We start from the raw sequence: 15,434 nt of genomic DNA, 5'->3' as shown, positions 1-15,434 counted from the left end.
CTCGGTTGCGTGCGTTCTACTTCTTGGCCTCGACGTCGCCGGAGAGCGCGGCGATGAACGCCTCCTGGGGGACCTCGACGCGACCGACCATCTTCATGCGCTTCTTGCCCTCCTTCTGCTTCTCGAGGAGCTTGCGCTTACGGGTGATGTCACCGCCGTAGCACTTGGCGAGGACGTCCTTGCGGATCGCGCGGATCGTCTCGCGCGCGATGATGCGCGCACCGATCGCGGCCTGGATGGGCACTTCGAACTGCTGGCGCGGGATGAGCTTGCGCAGCCGCTCGGCCATCATCGTGCCGTAGCTGTAGGCCTTCTCGCGGTGCACGATCGAACTGAACGCGTCGACCTTGTCGCCCTGCAGGAGGATGTCGACCTTCACCAGGTCGGCGGTCTGCTGTCCGGCCGGTTCGTAGTCGAGGCTCGCGTAGCCCTGCGTCCGCGACTTCAGGTGGTCGAAGAAGTCGAAGACGATCTCGCCGAGCGGCATGTTGTAGCGCAGCTCGACCCGGTCTTCGCTGAGGTAGTCCATGCCGAGAAGCGTGCCGCGGCGTGACTGGCACAGCTCCATGACGGTACCGACGTAGTCCTTCGGGAGCAGGATGCCGACCTTGACGATCGGCTCCGAGACCGAGGCCACGCGGCCGTCGGGGTATTCGCTCGGGTTCGTGACCGACACGGTCTCGCCGGTGTCGGTGGTGACCTCGTAGGTCACCGACGGAGCGGTGGTGATCAGATCGAGACCGAACTCGCGTGAGAGGCGCTCGGTGATGATCTCGAGGTGCAGCAGGCCGAGGAAGCCGCAACGGAACCCGAAGCCGAGCGCGACGGAGGTCTCGGGCTCGTACTGCAGCGAGGCGTCGGAGAGCTTGAGCTTGTCGAGGGCCTCGCGCAGCTCGGCGTAATCGCTGCCGTCGATCGGGTAGATACCCGAGAAGACCATGGGCTTCGGGTCGGTGTACCCCGCGAGAGCCTCGGTGGCGGGTTTGCGGTGCGTCGTGATCGTGTCGCCGACCTTCGACTGGCGCACGTCCTTCACGCCGGTGATGAGGTAGCCGACCTCGCCGACGCCGAGCCCCTGGGTGGGGATCGGCTCGGGGCTGGAGACGCCGATCTCGAGCGCCTCGTGGGTCGCGCCGGTCGACATCATCTGCAGACGCTCGCGCGGCTGCAGTGCCCCGTCGATCATGCGGACGTAGGTCACCACGCCGCGATAGGCGTCGTAGACCGAGTCGAAGATCATCGCGCGCGCGGGCGCGTCCGCCACGCCGACGGGAGCGGGGATCTTCTCGACGATGAGGTCGAGCAGCTCCTCGACGCCCATCCCCGTCTTGCCGCTGACGCGCAGCACGTCGGCGGGGTCGCCGCCGATGAGACCCGCCAGCTCGGCCGCGTACTTGTCGGGGTCGGCGGCGGGGAGGTCGATCTTGTTCAGCACCGGGATGATCGTCAGATCGTTCTCGAGCGCCAGGTAGAGGTTGGCGAGGGTCTGCGCCTCGATGCCTTGAGCGGCGTCGACGAGCAGGATCGCGCCCTCGCACGCGGCCAGCGAACGGCTCACCTCGTAGGTGAAGTCGACGTGACCGGGGGTGTCGATCATGTTGAGGGCGAACGTGCCGTCTGCCGTGGACCACGGCATCCGGACCGCTTGCGACTTGATGGTGATGCCGCGCTCGCGCTCGATGTCCATGCGGTCGAGGTACTGCGCGCGCATGTCGCGGTCGGCGACGACGCCGGTGATCTGCAGCATGCGGTCGGCCAACGTCGACTTGCCGTGGTCGATGTGGGCGATGATGCAGAAGTTGCGAATCTGCGCCGGCGGGGTGGCGGACGGCTCGAGGGGCTTCAGGGCGCGCGGTGACATGTTCCGTCGATTCTACGGTGGCGCGCCGACATCGCCGTCCGCGGACGCTCAGGCTGCGCCTCGACGGCGCTTCTAAGGTGGATGCCATGGCGGTCCAGGTCGTGCTCGTGCACGGCATCCGCACGTCGGCGACCATGTGGCGCGCGCAGGTCGCCCACCTCGAGCAGCGCGGCACCCCGGTGACCGCCGTCGACCTGCCCGGGCACGGCACGCGTCGGGGCGAGGAGTTCACCCTCGACGAGGCCTTCGCGACCATCGATCGGGCGGTCCGGGATGCCGCGACCCGCGGTCCCGTGCTGCTCGTGGGCCATTCGATGGGCGGTCTGCTCTCGATCGAATATGTCGGGCGCGAAGACCCGCCGCCGGTCGCGGCGTTCATCGCGGCGTCCTGCACCTCGATCCCGCGCGGGGTGGGGCTCGCCGCCTATCGGTTCCTCGCGCGTCGATTCGACAGCCTGCCCGACCGCGGCCTGGGTCTGACCAACCGGGTGCTCGATCGCACGCTCCCGCCCGAGACGCGGCCGGACTTCGGTGCCGGCGGCTACGCGTTCGACGCGCAGGACTCCGCTCTCGCGTCGCTGTCGGTGCTCGACCTGCTCGCGGCGCTGCGGCGCATCGAGGTGCCGCTGTGGTTCGTGAACGGGCAGTGGGACCAGCTCCGCGTGAACGAGAAGCTCTTCACGTCGATCGCGAAGGATGCCGAGCTGATCGTGGTCCCGCGCACGACCCACCTCGTCACGGCGATGCGGCCCCGCGTGTTCAACGCGCTGCTCGAGGTGGCGCTCACCACGGTCGAGACCTCGACCTGTTAGACTCGTCTCTTGGCTTGCGTGTGGGGTTTTTCCCGACCTCCACGACCGCCGGTACAGCGCCCCTCTACCGCTCGACCGGCACTTCCAACACTCACTCAAACGAAAGACCGTCGACGTGGCGAACATCAAGTCGCAGATCAAGCGCAACAAGACCAACGAGAAGGCGCGCGAGCGCAACAAGGCCGTCAAGAGCGAGCTGAAGACGCACGTGCGTCGCACCCGCGAGGCCGTTCTGGCCGGTGACAAGGAAGCCGCCGAGAAGGCGCTCGTCCTCGCCGGCAAGAAGCTCGACAAGGCCGTGAGCAAGGGTGTCATCCACCAGAACCAGGCCGCGAACCGCAAGTCGGCCATCGCGAAGCAGGTCAACGCTCTCTGAGCCGCAGCCGTTTCGACAGCCCGTCCCGCTTCAGCGGGGCGGGCTTCGTCGTTCCCGGAGCGAGAGGTTCGGTCCAGCGCATCCGGGGGTCTCGTCGCGTCCGGGATGTCCGCGGCATGTTCAGGCCTGGGCGTACGCCATCTCCTCCTCGCGGCGGAGGCACCCGCGCACCGGCGTTCGTAGCGTGGATGCCGGGAGGTGCAGCATGCAGAGCGAACGAGCGGCGAAGGTCTTCGGCGACCGGGAGGATCCACGGTCCCGGCTCGTGCAGTTGTTCAGCGGTGAGATGCCGGCGGGTGGGCAGCCTCCGGAACCGGCGCTCCGGTGGGCGCGGGCGGTGTCCTCACCGGATGACGATGAGGTGGTCGTGGTTCGCGACCTGCGGCGAGCGGAGCCGCGACTCACGCTCCGGGCGGCGACGTTCCTGGCGCGCCACATCGCGCGGGCGTGATCGGGTGCCGACGCGGCTCGCACTCGAGGACAGGGGATCGTTCCGTGACAGGGGCATCCCGGCCGGATCGGACCTGTCTCCGAACGATGCGCTGTCGTCGCCCGTACCTGAGGCGCTTGCTCACGGGGGCCCCGACGCCGGGCGCCGCCTCAGTCGCCGTACGGCGCGCGCGTGGCGATGACGGTGATCATCCGCTCGAGCGCGAACACGGGCTCGCGCGAGGCGCCCTTGACCTCGGCATCGGCGCGCGCCGTGGCGTGGATCGCCATGCCGAGGGTGTTGCCGGTCCAGCCGACGAGGTCGCGGCGCGCGCGGTCGACCTGCCAGTCCTTCATGCCGAGGCGCTGCGCGGTGGCCGACGACGACTCGCGCGTCCCCGCGACCCGCGCCATGGTGCGCAGCTTCATCGCAACAGCGGCGACGAGCGGCACGGGGTCGGCTCCGGATGCCAGGGCGTGCCGCAGCGCGAGCAGCGCCGGGCCGTACTGCCCGGCGATGGCCGTGTCGGCGACGGTGAACGCCGAGGTCTCGACGCGCCCGCCGTAGTAGCGCTCGACGATGCGCTCGTCGATGTCGCCCGGCACATCGGCGATGAGCTGCTGGCATGCGGCGGCGAGCTCGGTGAGGTCATCGGCGAAAGCGGACACGAGCGAGCGGAGCGCGACGGGGGCGATACGCTTCTGGGCCGCCTTGAACTCGCCGACCGCGAAGTCGAAGCGATCGGAGTCGCGCTTGACGGCGGGGCAGGCGATCTCGATGCCGCTCCCCTGACCCGCGCGGATGCCGTCGAGGAGCTTCTTCCCGCGGACGCTCGCGCCGGTGTGGCGCAGGACGACCGTGGCGCCCTCCTGCGTCTGCGACAGGTACGACACGGCCTCGGTGAGGAACGTGTCGCTGCACTTCTCGACCCCGCTGACGCGGACGAGGCGCGGCTCGCCGAAGAGCGACGGTGACGTGACGGAGAGCAGGGTGCCGGCGGCGTAGTCGTCGGCACGGATGTCGGTGACCTCGAGGCTGGGGTCTTCGCTCTTCAGGAGGGAGCGGATGCCGGCGATGGCACGCTCGGCGCAGACCTCTTCGGGGCCGGAGACCAGCACGATGGGCGCCGGCTGCGGGGCACGCCAGGACACCTGCGGGATGGCCGATTTGGCCTTGGCGGGCGCTGCGCGTCGAGGGGCCGGGGTCACTCCCCCAGCCTACCGATGCCCTCGGACACCGTGGTCGGTCGGCGTCTCAGCGCGTGGCGGCCCGGGTCGAGCGCCGAACGGGCGCCGGTCCGGTCATGCCTCGCGCTGGCGCCACAGCGCGAGTCGTCCTTCATCGTCATGCCAGACGGCGAGGATCCCGCCGGTGTCCGTCCGTGCCGCGATCGTGCCCTCCTTCTGCAGGATGTCGAGCAGACGCGCGGTCGGGTGTCCGTAGGTGTTGTGGGCTCCGACGCCGATGAGCCCGACGGCGGCGTGCAACCGGTGGTAGAGCTCGCCGTCCTGGTCGGCACTACCGTGGTGGGACACCTTCACGATCTCCACCCGCGGCAGCTCGATGCGGCGCAGCAACGCCGCCTGCGGCTCGGCGCCGAGGTCGCCGAGCAGAACGGTACGCGGGAAGTTCTCGCCGGCGACGTCGATCGCGACGCTCGCGGCGTTTCCCGGCTCCATTCCGGGCAGGGGGCCGAGCGCCTGCCACCGCGTGTCGCCCACCTCGCCCGTCATCCCCATCGTGGCGGCGAGGAGCCGCGCCCCACCGGCAGAGAAGCGGTCGAGCAGCTTCTGATCGGTCGACTCTCCCAGGGGGCCGTGGAGCACCAGCGAGGTTCGGCCCACGACCGCTGCCGACCCGCCCACGTGGTCCTTGTCGAAATGCGTCAGCACGACCAGGTCGAGGCGCGCGATGCCGAGGGTCTGCAGGCAGTCCGCGAGCGGTTGCGGGTCCGGCCCCGTGTCGACGAGGGCGACCGCTGCACCGGACCGCCACAGCGTGGCATCGCCCTGCCCGACGTCGCACATGGCCACCTGCCATGCCACCGGGACGGTGAGCGGCCCGGCCACGGAGCGCACGGTTCCCGTGGCGCCGGCCACCCCCACCAGGACCGCGACCATCGCCGTCGCAACGGCGGTCAGGCGCGGCACCCGCTGAGGGCGGACGATCGCCATGATGATCGCGGCACCGACGACGGCCAGAAGCGCAGCACCCGTGGTCCCGTCCGGCCACGGCAGGTTCTGCGCGGGCACACCGGCGGTCGTGTGCGCGACCGCGGCGATCCAGGCGGCGGGGATCCACGCCAGCACCGTCAGACCATCGCGCAACCAGGGGATGGGGGCGATGCATGCGAGCGCCCCCGCGATCGTCGCCGGCGCCGCGGCCGGATCGGCGAGTATGTTCGCCACCACCCCGAGCAGCGGAACGTGGGGGTCGATCAGCACGATCAGCGGGCCGCACACGACCTGAGCCGACGAGGGCACCGCCAGCGCCAGAGCGAGGGGTGCCGGCATCCATTGCCCGAGACCGTCGGCGAGCGGGCGCGCCAACACGAGCAGGGCCGCGGTCGCCGCGGCCGACAGGGCGAAGCCGAGCGATCGGCACAGCCACGGGTCGGCGATCAGCAGCGCGGTCGTCGCCCCCGCCAGCACGGCGATTCCGACGGCCGATCGCCCCAGGGCGACCGCCAGCAGCGCGATCGCACTCATCACCGCTGCTCGGACGACGCTGGGCTCGGGTGTGACCAGGATGACGAACGCGGCCAGGACGGTGAGCGCGCCGACCACCCGGATGCCGCGGCCGACCCCGCACAGGGAGAGGAGACCGAACGCGGACCCCACGACCAAGGCGCAGTTCGCACCCGACACCGCCGTCAGGTGCGACAGGGAGGCGGCGTTCATGGCGGTCTCGGTGGCGCTGTCGAGGCTGGAGGTGTCTCCGACGGCCAGTCCCGGGATGAGGCCCGCCCCCGGTTGCGGCAGGCCGCGAGTCGAGTCGACCAGCCCGTCTCGCAGCTGTTCGAATGTCGCCCAGAGACCTTCGGGCGCAGCCGCCCGCTCGACCTCGGTCACCCGCAGCGCCAGGATCGCGCGGTCGGCGGGATCAGTGGGGATACCCGTTCCCGCGACGACGAGCTCGCTGCCGGGCCCGAGTGCAGCGGCGTCGTCCAGGGTCTCGGAGTCGAGGCCGATCCGGGCCGGGATCAGCCCGCGCACCGCGGTGTCGCCCGCAGCGACGAGGGAGACCGTCGCATCCGCCCACGCCCCGCCCTGGGAACTGCGGGCGAGATGTCCCGTCACGGTCGCCGTGACGCGCAGATGCCGCCCGCCCTCCACCTGCAGATGCGCGACGGCCTCGCGCGTGGGGACGAGGGACGCCACCGTGCCGGCCGAGGCGCCCGCGCAGCCCAGCGCGACAGCGGCGACGACCAGGATCGGATGCCGCACCCGGGTGAGGAGCGCCACCGCTCCGGCCGCGGCCGCCGCAAGGCCCGCCGCGAGAAGGCCGGGATCGGTCAGGACGGTCGCCGCGGCGGCCGCCGCCCACGTGCCCCCCGCCACAGCGACCGGCCGCAGGGACCGCCGCAGCAGTGCCCGCCTCACGTTCACACGTGCACCAGGTCGCGGATGGCGGCCAGCATCTTGTCGCCGATGCCCGGCACCGACAGAAGGTCGTCGACGCTGGTGAACCGTCCGTTCTCCGTCCGCCAGGCGATGATGCGGTCGGCCATCGCGGGCCCCACCCGCGGCAGGGTGTCGAGCTGCTCGGCCGTCGCCGTGTTGAGGTCGATGAGGGTGTTCGCGCCCCCCGCGGTCGCCGGCGCGCTCGTCTCCGGAGCGGCACCCGCCACCGGAACGACGATCTGCTCCCCGTCGGTCACCGTGCGGGCGAGATTGACGCCGTCGCGGTCCGCGTCGTCGGCGAACCCGCCGGCCAGCGCGACGGCGTCAGCCACCCGGCCACCGGCATCGAGCCGATAGAGCCCCGCCCGGCGGACGGCACCGGCGACATGGACGTACATGCCGGACGGGACGGGCACGATCGCGCTGCGCGACGGCGACGGGCCGGGCGTGACGGTCTCGGCCCCGGTCGCTGCGCGGAACATCCCGATCCCGATGGTGATGGCGAAGGCCGCCAACACGAGCACGATGACCGCACCGACGCCGAGCTTCCGGCGCGCACCGGACGAGTCGGCATCCGGGGTCTGCACGGGACGGGCGGTCATACGCTCACGGTAGGCAGGAGCACCGTTCCCGAGTGGGCACGCCGACGGCATCCGTGGACGAGCCCGCCATCTCGCCCCGTGGGGAGGAACCGCCTGAGGCGGAGTTCCCCGACGGCGTCGCCGCTACCGCATCGACGCCGGCCCGCTCACCCGCTCACGAAGCGCCACGGCTCATGCCCCCACCCCGAGAACACCGGATGCCACGCCCCAACGCTCCGGGGAGCGTCAGGACGTGGCATCCGGAGGCGACGATCACTTCGTCGAGAAGCTGACCACCTTCGGCGGGCGCACGACCGCGCGAACAATCTCGCGGTCGCCCAGGGCGCGCAGCACCTTCTCGTCGGCGCGGGCGAGCTTCTCCAGCTCGTCGGCGCCGATCTTGGCCGAGACCTGCAGCGTGCCGCGCACCTTGCCGTCGATCTGCACGACGGCGGTGACGGTGTCTTCGACCAGCAGCGTCGGGTCGGCCTGGCGCCAGGTGACGAGGCCGACGAATCCCTCGTAGCCGAGCGTCTGCCACATCTCCTCCGCGGTGTGCGGGGCGAACAGGTCGAGGGTCATGGCGATGACCTCGGCGGCCTCGCGCACGGCGGGGTCGCTCGCCCCGGCGGACCCGTCGACCGCCTTGCGGGTGGCGTTGACCAGTTCCATGAGGCGTGCGACGACGACGTTGAACTTCGTCTGCTCGATGAGGTTCGGCGCCTCGGCCAGCAGGCGGTGGGTCACGCGGCGCAGCGACGCGTCTCCCTCGGCCCAGACGACGTCCGTCTCGCTGTCGACGTCGTGCGCGATGCGCAGGGCGCGGGCGAGGAATTTCGCCGCACCGGTGGTCGAGACGTCGTTCCAGTCCTTGTCGTCCTCGACCGGGCCGGCGAAGGCGAGCGCGACGCGCAGCGCGTCGGCGCCGTGGGCGTCGAGCTCTTCCTGGAACAGCACCAGGTTGCCCTTGCTCTTGGACATCTTCGCGCCGTCGAGGATGACCATGCCCTGGTTGATGAGGCTCGAGAAGGGCTCGGTGAACTCCACCAGGCCCATGTCGAACAGCGCCTTGGTGATGAAACGCGCGTACAGCAGGTGCAGGATCGCGTGCTCGACGCCACCGATGTAGAAGTCGACCGGACCCCACTTCGACGCCTCGCGGGTCGGGAACGCCTCGGTCTCGTTGTTCGGCGACAGGAAGCGCAGGTAGTACCAAGAGCTGTCGACGAAGGTGTCCATCGTGTCGGGGTCGCGCAGCAGCGTCTGCCCCGTCTCGGGGTCGGTGACCTGCACCCACTCGGTCGCCGCCCCCAGGGGCGAGGTGCCCTTGGGCTTGAGGTCGAGACCCTCGACCGAGGGCAGGCGCACCGGCAGCTGGTCGGCGGGCACCGGGGTGATCGAGCCGTCCTCGCCGTGCAGCATCGGGATCGGCGTGCCCCAGTAACGCTGGCGCGAGATCAGCCAGTCGCGCAGGCGGTACGTCTTGGCCGCGCGGCCGACGCCCTTCGCCTCGAGCTCCTCGATCATGCGGGCGATCGCGTTGCGCTTGCTCAGCCCGTTCAGCGAACCCGAGTTCATCATGCGACCGTCACCGGTCAGCGCGACCCCGGTCTTGACCGGATCGAGGTCATCGACGTCGCCGAGCGGATCGATCGGCACGCCGTCGGCATCCAGCTCGATGACCGGGATCGCCCCGGTGACGGGCGCGTTGGTGTCGACGACCACCTTGACGGGCAGGTCGAAGGCGCGCGCGAAGTCGAGGTCGCGCTGGTCGTGCGCGGGCACGGCCATGACCGCTCCGTGGCCGTAGTCGGCCAGCACGTAGTCGGCGGCCCAGATCGGCAGCTTCTCGCCGTTGACCGGGTTGACGGCGTAGTGCCCCAGGAACACGCCCGTCTTGGGCCGGTCGGTCGACTGACGCTCGATGTCGGTCGCGCGCTGCACCTGCTCCAGATAGGCGCGGAACGTCTCCTGCACCCCCTGATCAGCGGATGCCGCGAGCTCGGCCGCGAGATCGGACTCCGGCGCCACGACGAAGAACGTCGCGCCGTGCAGCGTGTCGGGGCGCGTGGAGAAGACCGTGATCTTGTCGGCGCGCCCCTCGATCTCGAACTCGATGTCGGCACCGACCGAGCGACCGATCCAGTTGCGCTGCATCTGGATGACCTTGCTCGGCCAGAAGCCCTCGAGCTGGTTCAGGTCGTCGAGCAAACGGTCGGCGTAGTCGGTGATGCGCAGGAACCACTGCGTCAGCTTCTTCTTCACCACGACGGCGCCGCTGCGCTCGCTCGTGCCGTCGGGCAGCACCTGCTCGTTGGCGAGCACGGTCTGATCCACCGGGTCCCAGTTGACCAGGGCGTCCTTGCGGTAGGCCAGGCCCTTCTCGTACAACTTCTGGAACAGCCACTGGTTCCAGCGGTAGTACTCGGGGTCGCTCGTGTGCAGCACCCGGCTCCAGTCGAACGAGACGCCGTAGTCCTTCAGGCTCGCCTTCTGCTGGTCGATGTTCGCGTACGTCCACTCGACGGGGTCGGCGCCGCGCTTGATCGCGGCGTTCTCGGCCGGCAAGCCGAAGGAGTCCCACCCGATGGGGTTGAGCACGTTGTAGCCGCGGTGGCGCCAGAAGCGCGCCACGATGTCGGAGTAGAGGTAGTTCTCGGCGTGACCCATGTGAAGGTCGCCCGAGGGGTAGGGGAACATCGCGAGCACGTACTTGCGCGGGCGCGTGTCGTCGTCGCCACCGGCGCGGAAGGGGTCTTTCTCGGCCCAAGCCTGCTGCCACTTCGCCTGGATGGCGTGGGTGTCGAAGCCCCCCTCGCGGGGGTCTGCTGCGGAATTCTGAGACACGGGTGAAGCCAATCGTGAAGGTCGGGAGGCCACGAGGGCCGGCTCCCAGGCTATCGGAGTCCCGGTCACCACCCGGGCGGGACGTCGACCCCGAGCGCGGCGAGCGGACTGCGGGCCTTGAGCCCCACTTCGGCCACCTCGGATGCCGCGACCGAACGCCACGTGATGCCGCCGCCGGCGCCGACCCAGGCGGCATCCGGTTCCACCACGACGCTGCGGATGACCATGGCGAGGTCGGCGGAGCCGTCGTCGCCGACCCAGCCGAAGGCGCCGGAGTACACACCGCGGGGCGCTCCCTCGAGCCCGGCCAGGATGTCCATCGCCGACTGCTTGGGGGCGCCCGTCATGCTCCCGGCCGGGAAGGTCGCGGACAGCAGCTCCCCAATCGTCGTCCCGGGCAGCAACCTCCCCGACACTTCGCTCACGAGCTGGTGCACGCTCGGGTAGGTCTCCACCTCGAGGAGGCGATCGACGCCGACCGTCGACGGCTCGCACACGCGCGACAGGTCGTTGCGCATCAGGTCGACGATCATGACGTTCTCGGCGCGCTCCTTGACATCCGTCCGCAGCTCCTCGGCCAGCGCCCGGTCGGTCTCGGCATCGGCGGCGCGGCGCCGCGTGCCCTTGATCGGGTGCGTGTGCACGTCTCCGTCGCGCACGGTGAGGAAGCGCTCGGGTGACACGCTCGCGAGGGCGGTCCCGCCCTGCCGCAGGAATCCCGCGTGATGCGACCCCGACGCCCGGCGCAGACGGCGGAACACGTCGAGCGCATCGACCGCTCCCGGCACGGTGAACCGGGTGGTGAGGCACAGCTGGTACGCGTCGCCCTCGCGGATCCGCTCGCGGCACGCGTGGATGAGTTCGGCGTACCGGTCGGGCGAGACACGCGCGGATGCCACGCCCCGGGCCGGCGCGTCCGGAACGGGGTCGGCGGGGGGAACGGAGACGAGGCGCTCCGCCGCCGCCGCGTCGCCGAAGACGAAGAGGCGGCGGGAAGCGTGGTCGAACGCGAGGAACGCGTCCACGCGCAGCCACGCCCCGTCGCCCTCGTACGTGCGCCAGCCGACCCATCCCCCGCGGAAGGCGCCGGCCCCGTCATCGTCGGGTGCGCTCGCCCGCGCCGCATCGACGCCGGAGGGGCCGACCTCCCCCGCCGGGCTCCCCGCCCCCATCCAGCTCCATCCCGTCTCGGCATCGACTCCGGCGTCGAGCCAGAACGCGTGAGCGGCCGTGGCGAAGACGTGGAGGAACACCGCTTCGGGGTCGATCCATGCGTGCCGGGTGAATGGAGAGGCGGAGTGGGGCACGCTCCCAGGCTAGGCGTGCCCGGCGGCTCTAGGCTGAGGGAGGTGAACGAGATCCTCACGTGGCTGCTCGACGTCGTCCAGAACGTCGACCCCGTGTTGCGCACGGTCATCGCCGGTCTGGCGGTCATGCTCGAGACGAGCGTGCTGGTCGGCCTCATCGTCCCCGGCGACACGATGGTCATCGTCGCCGGCACGGCTGTCGCCTCTCCGCTGGAGGGCGTCGTGCTGGCCGCCGCGATCGTGGTGGGGGCGCTCATCGGCGAGAGCTTCGGTTTCTGGCTCGGGCGGTACTTCGGCCCGCGCATCCGTGCGTCGCGCCTGGGGCAGAAGCTGGGCGAGCGCAACTGGGACCGCGCCGACCGCTACCTGCGCAGGCGCGGGGGGCCGGCCATCTTCCTCTCGAGATTCCTCCCCGTGCTGCACTCCCTCGTCCCCCTCACGGTGGGGATGAGCGGGTACAGCTACCGCCGGTTCCTCGCGTGGACCACGCCCGCGTGCGTCGTGTGGGCGAGCCTCTACGTCACGGTCGCCGCGGGGGCGGCGGGCACCTACCGCGAGCTCAGCGACCGCATCCATTACGCCGGTTACGTCTTCGTCGGCATCCTCGTCGTCTTCCTCGTGCTGGTCTTCGTGGGCAAGAAGGTCATCGAACGGATGGAACGTCGTCACCTGACCGATGACGGGCACGTCCTGGAATCCGCGGACGGCGACGTGAAAGACTGAGGCGGATGCCTCGCAATCCTCGCGCCAAAGTGCTCTGGTTCGCCCGACTGGAGCGTCGCTTCCACCGCTGGCGCGAACGACGCGCACGCGCCCGCGGCCTCCGTCCCGCCGTCACCGGCTTCCCCGGCTACGGCACCGAGGAATGGGTGCGCGTCCTGGGCCGCGTCCTGATCGCCCCGCCGACCAAGCGCACCTCCACGGGTGAACTCGAGAGCCTCCGCGGGTGGCGCAGCTTCGCGGCCGTTCCGGTGGGCTTCGCGCACGTCACCGTCGTGATCGACGGGGTGACGCACCAGGTCGCCGCCGATCGCGGGGGTGTCATCGACGCGAAGCTCCCCGCCGCGCTCAAGCCCGGCTGGCAGACGGTCACGATGTCGGTCGAGGGCAGCACCCCGGCGGAGGTCCGCGTCTTCATCGTGGGCTCCGACGTGCGCTTCGGCGTGGTCAGCGACATCGACGACACCGTCATGGTGACGGCTCTCCCCCGCCCCCTCCTGGCGGCGTGGAACTCCTTCGTCGTCGACGAGCACGCGCGACAGCCCGTCCCCGGCATGGCGGTCATGCTCGAGCGTCTCACCCGCGAGCACCCGGGTACGCCCGTGGTGTACCTCTCGACGGGCGCGTGGAACGTCGCCCCGACGCTCACCCGGTTCATGCGCCGTCACCTGTTCCCGGCGGGTTCGTTCCTGCTGACGGACTGGGGTCCGACGCACGATCGCTGGTTCCGCAGCGGCCGCGACCACAAGGAGCTCAACCTGCGCCGCCTCGCCGCCGAGTTCCCGCACGTGAAGTGGCTGCTGGTCGGAGACGACGGCCAGCACGACGACGCCATCTACACCGGCTTCGCCATCGAGCACCCGCAGAACGTCAAGGCCGTCGCGATCCGCCGCCTCCTGCCCGCCGAGGCCGTGCTCGCCGGTGGTCGCACCGTCGTCGACGATCACTCCGCGGCCGAGGTGCCGTGGGTCACCGGCTCCGACGGGGCCGCCCTGCTCGACCGCCTGGAGGACGTCGGGGTCATCTCCCGCGACGCCTGATCCCGGATGCCACGGCGCCCCGCGCCGTGCGGAACCTCGAGGAGTCGCGCAGCCGCGGCGGGTCCCGGAGGTGATCGGCGATCCGGTGGTGTGCCGAGAACCCGCACGTCGCGAGACCGTCGGATGCGCGCGGCTCTGCGCTCCGCCGAGAGCGCGGGAAGGGTGACGGTCGCGCCGATGTCGGAGGGTCCGCGTACGGTGGAGTTATGTGCGGTCGATTCGTCGTGGCCAATGTCGCCAGTGAACTCGTGGGGGTGCTGCGCGTCGACGTCGAGGCCGACGACCTGCCTCAGCCGTCGTACAACATCGCTCCCACCTCGCCGGTGGCCATCGTGCTCGACTCGCTCAAGAGCGAGCCGCCGGTGCGCCGCCTCGAAGTGGCCCGCTGGGGTCTCGTGCCGGGCTGGGCGAAAGACCTGAAAATCGGCGCGCGGGCCTTCAACGCCCGCAGCGAAGAGGTCGAAGACAAGCCGATGTTCCGCAACGCGCTCATCAAGCGGCGCGCGATCATCCCGGCATCCGGGTACTACGAGTGGAAGACCACCGAGGCGGGCAAGACGCCGCACTACATCCACCCCGCCGACGGGTCGCCGCTGTTCTTCGCGGGACTCTACGAGTGGTGGAAAGACCCCGCCCGCGCCGAGGACGATCCGGCGCGATGGGTGCTGAGCTGCACGATCCTCACGCGCGACTCCATCGGCCGCCTCGGCTCGATCCACGACCGCATGCCGCTGTTCATGGACCCCGATGTCGCCGATGCGTGGCTCGACCCGACCACCGAGAACGTCGGCGACATCCTCGACGCCGCGATCGATGCGGCCCCCGACGTGGCCGAGACGCTCGACGACCACGTCGTGTCGTCGGCGGTCGGCAACGTGCGCAACGACTCCCCCGAGCTCATCGCCCCCGTCGAATGACCGTGACCATCGACACCGACGCGGTCCTCGCCCGCGACGAATGGACGCCGCTGGCCTCCGCCCACGCTGAGCGGGCGGACGCGATGACCGCCGCGCACCGCGCGCGCGCGAGCCGCGGCGAGAAGCACCCCGTCGAGGACTTCCTGTTCACGTACTACTCGTACAAGCCCGCCATCCTGCGGCGGTGGCATCCGGGACCGGGCGTGATCCTGCGAGACGCGACCGAACGCAGCTCCTGGCGCTGGTACCGCGCCGACGGCGACGACGTGCGCGTGGATGCCGCCGGCTTCCGCGCCGACAGGGGCTCGATGTACCGCGGGATCGTGAACCTCCTGCGCGCGACGCGCGATCGCGCCCCGCAGTTCGGGTGCTTCGGTCTGCACGAGTGGGCGATGGCCTACCGTGCCGACGAGGTGCGCCACGCCGTTCCGCTGCGGTTGGGCCGTGCCGGCACCGACGCGGTGGTCGACGCGCATGACCTCACGTGCACCCACTTCGACGCGTTCCGATTCTTCACCCCCGACGCCGTGCCGCTCAACCGCCGTACGCTGCGGCGCGACGATCAGGTGGAGTGGGAGCAGCCGGGCTGCCTGCACGCCGGCATGGACGTCTACAAATGGGCGGTCAAGCTCGGCCCTCTCGTCCCCGGCTCCGTGCTCCTCGACGCGTTCGCACTCGCCCGCGACATCCGCACCCTCGACATGGAAGCGTCGCCGTACGACCTCACCGACTGGGGCTACGACGCGGTGGCCATCGAAACGCCGAAGGGCAAAGCCGCGTACGTCGCGCGACAGCGCGCGCTCAGCGCCCGTGGTCAGGAGCTTCGACAGCGACTGCTGGCTGCCGTGACGTCGTCCGACGACACGCCCGGCGGCGTCGATTTTTCTCGTCTGCGATCCGTGTTGTAAGCTCATGGAGTT

12 protein-coding genes are annotated in these 15,434 nt (G+C 70.6%); 6 read left to right on the top strand and 6 right to left on the bottom strand.

The features are described 5' to 3' along the window. Nucleotides 1–16: 16 nt before the first annotated feature. Entirely contained in the window at nucleotides 17–1,861 is a 1,845-nt protein-coding gene (gene lepA / locus RWH45_RS14685) for a translation elongation factor 4 (protein WP_315995622.1), read from the bottom strand. 86 nt (nucleotides 1,862–1,947) lie between these two features. Between lepA and RWH45_RS14680 the strand changes: the two genes are divergently transcribed. Further along, entirely contained in the window at nucleotides 1,948–2,673 is a 726-nt protein-coding gene (locus RWH45_RS14680; protein WP_315995621.1) for an alpha/beta fold hydrolase, read from the top strand. Between the two features lie 115 nt (nucleotides 2,674–2,788). Then, nucleotides 2,789–3,049: a 30S ribosomal protein S20 gene (rpsT, locus tag RWH45_RS14675; RefSeq protein WP_136585549.1), complete on the top strand. Its 261-nt coding sequence runs from the start codon at nucleotides 2,789–2,791 to the stop codon at nucleotides 3,047–3,049. Between the two features lie 600 nt (nucleotides 3,050–3,649). Here the strand turns inward: rpsT and holA are convergent. The 5 genes from holA to RWH45_RS14650 form a co-directional block, all read right to left on the bottom strand. Beyond that, nucleotides 3,650–4,687 carry a DNA polymerase III subunit delta gene (gene holA / locus RWH45_RS14670; RefSeq protein WP_315995620.1) on the bottom strand — a complete coding sequence of 346 codons (1,038 nt, stop codon included), beginning with the start codon at nucleotides 4,685–4,687 and terminating at the stop codon, nucleotides 3,650–3,652. Between the two features lie 93 nt (nucleotides 4,688–4,780). Then, nucleotides 4,781–7,081, bottom strand: coding sequence for a ComEC/Rec2 family competence protein (locus RWH45_RS14665; RefSeq protein WP_315995619.1), 2,301 nt, complete (start codon nucleotides 7,079–7,081; stop codon nucleotides 4,781–4,783). A gap of 2 nt (nucleotides 7,082–7,083) precedes the next feature. Beyond that, nucleotides 7,084–7,704, bottom strand: coding sequence for a ComEA family DNA-binding protein (locus RWH45_RS14660; protein ID WP_315995618.1), 621 nt, complete (start codon nucleotides 7,702–7,704; stop codon nucleotides 7,084–7,086). Between the two features lie 252 nt (nucleotides 7,705–7,956). Continuing rightward, on the bottom strand, nucleotides 7,957–10,530 hold the full coding sequence (leuS, locus tag RWH45_RS14655) for a leucine--tRNA ligase (RefSeq protein WP_315995617.1): 2,574 nt from the start codon (nucleotides 10,528–10,530) through the stop codon (nucleotides 7,957–7,959). Nucleotides 10,531–10,595: 65 nt separating this feature from the next. Next, nucleotides 10,596–11,837, bottom strand: a complete 1,242-nt coding sequence (locus RWH45_RS14650; protein WP_315995616.1) for an anthranilate synthase component I family protein — start codon at nucleotides 11,835–11,837, stop codon at nucleotides 10,596–10,598. Nucleotides 11,838–11,879: 42 nt separating this feature from the next. Between RWH45_RS14650 and RWH45_RS14645 the strand changes: the two genes are divergently transcribed. The 4 genes from RWH45_RS14645 to RWH45_RS14630 all read left to right on the top strand — a co-directional run bounded on the left by RWH45_RS14645 (nucleotide 11,880) and on the right by RWH45_RS14630 (nucleotide 15,422). After that, nucleotides 11,880–12,560 (top strand): DedA family protein, encoded by a 681-nt coding sequence (locus tag RWH45_RS14645; RefSeq protein WP_315995615.1) that lies wholly within the window; start codon nucleotides 11,880–11,882, stop codon nucleotides 12,558–12,560. Between the two features lie 5 nt (nucleotides 12,561–12,565). Beyond that, nucleotides 12,566–13,597, top strand: coding sequence for an App1 family protein phosphatidate phosphatase (locus RWH45_RS14640; RefSeq protein WP_315995614.1), 1,032 nt, complete (start codon nucleotides 12,566–12,568; stop codon nucleotides 13,595–13,597). Between the two features lie 206 nt (nucleotides 13,598–13,803). Further along, entirely contained in the window at nucleotides 13,804–14,514 is a 711-nt protein-coding gene (locus tag RWH45_RS14635; protein WP_315995613.1) for an SOS response-associated peptidase, read from the top strand. Next, nucleotides 14,511–15,422 carry a 3-methyladenine DNA glycosylase gene (locus RWH45_RS14630; protein WP_437127350.1) on the top strand — a complete coding sequence of 304 codons (912 nt, stop codon included), beginning with the start codon at nucleotides 14,511–14,513 and terminating at the stop codon, nucleotides 15,420–15,422. The genes RWH45_RS14635 and RWH45_RS14630 overlap by 4 nt, the downstream gene beginning before the upstream one ends. The last annotated feature ends 12 nt before the right edge of the window (nucleotides 15,423–15,434 follow it).

The sequence above is a fragment of the Microbacterium galbum genome (genome assembly GCF_032464915.1).
Taxonomy (GTDB): domain Bacteria; phylum Actinomycetota; class Actinomycetes; order Actinomycetales; family Microbacteriaceae; genus Microbacterium; species Microbacterium galbum.
Note: the sequence above shows the minus strand (reverse complement) of the source record. Positions and strands in the feature narration are given on the sequence as shown.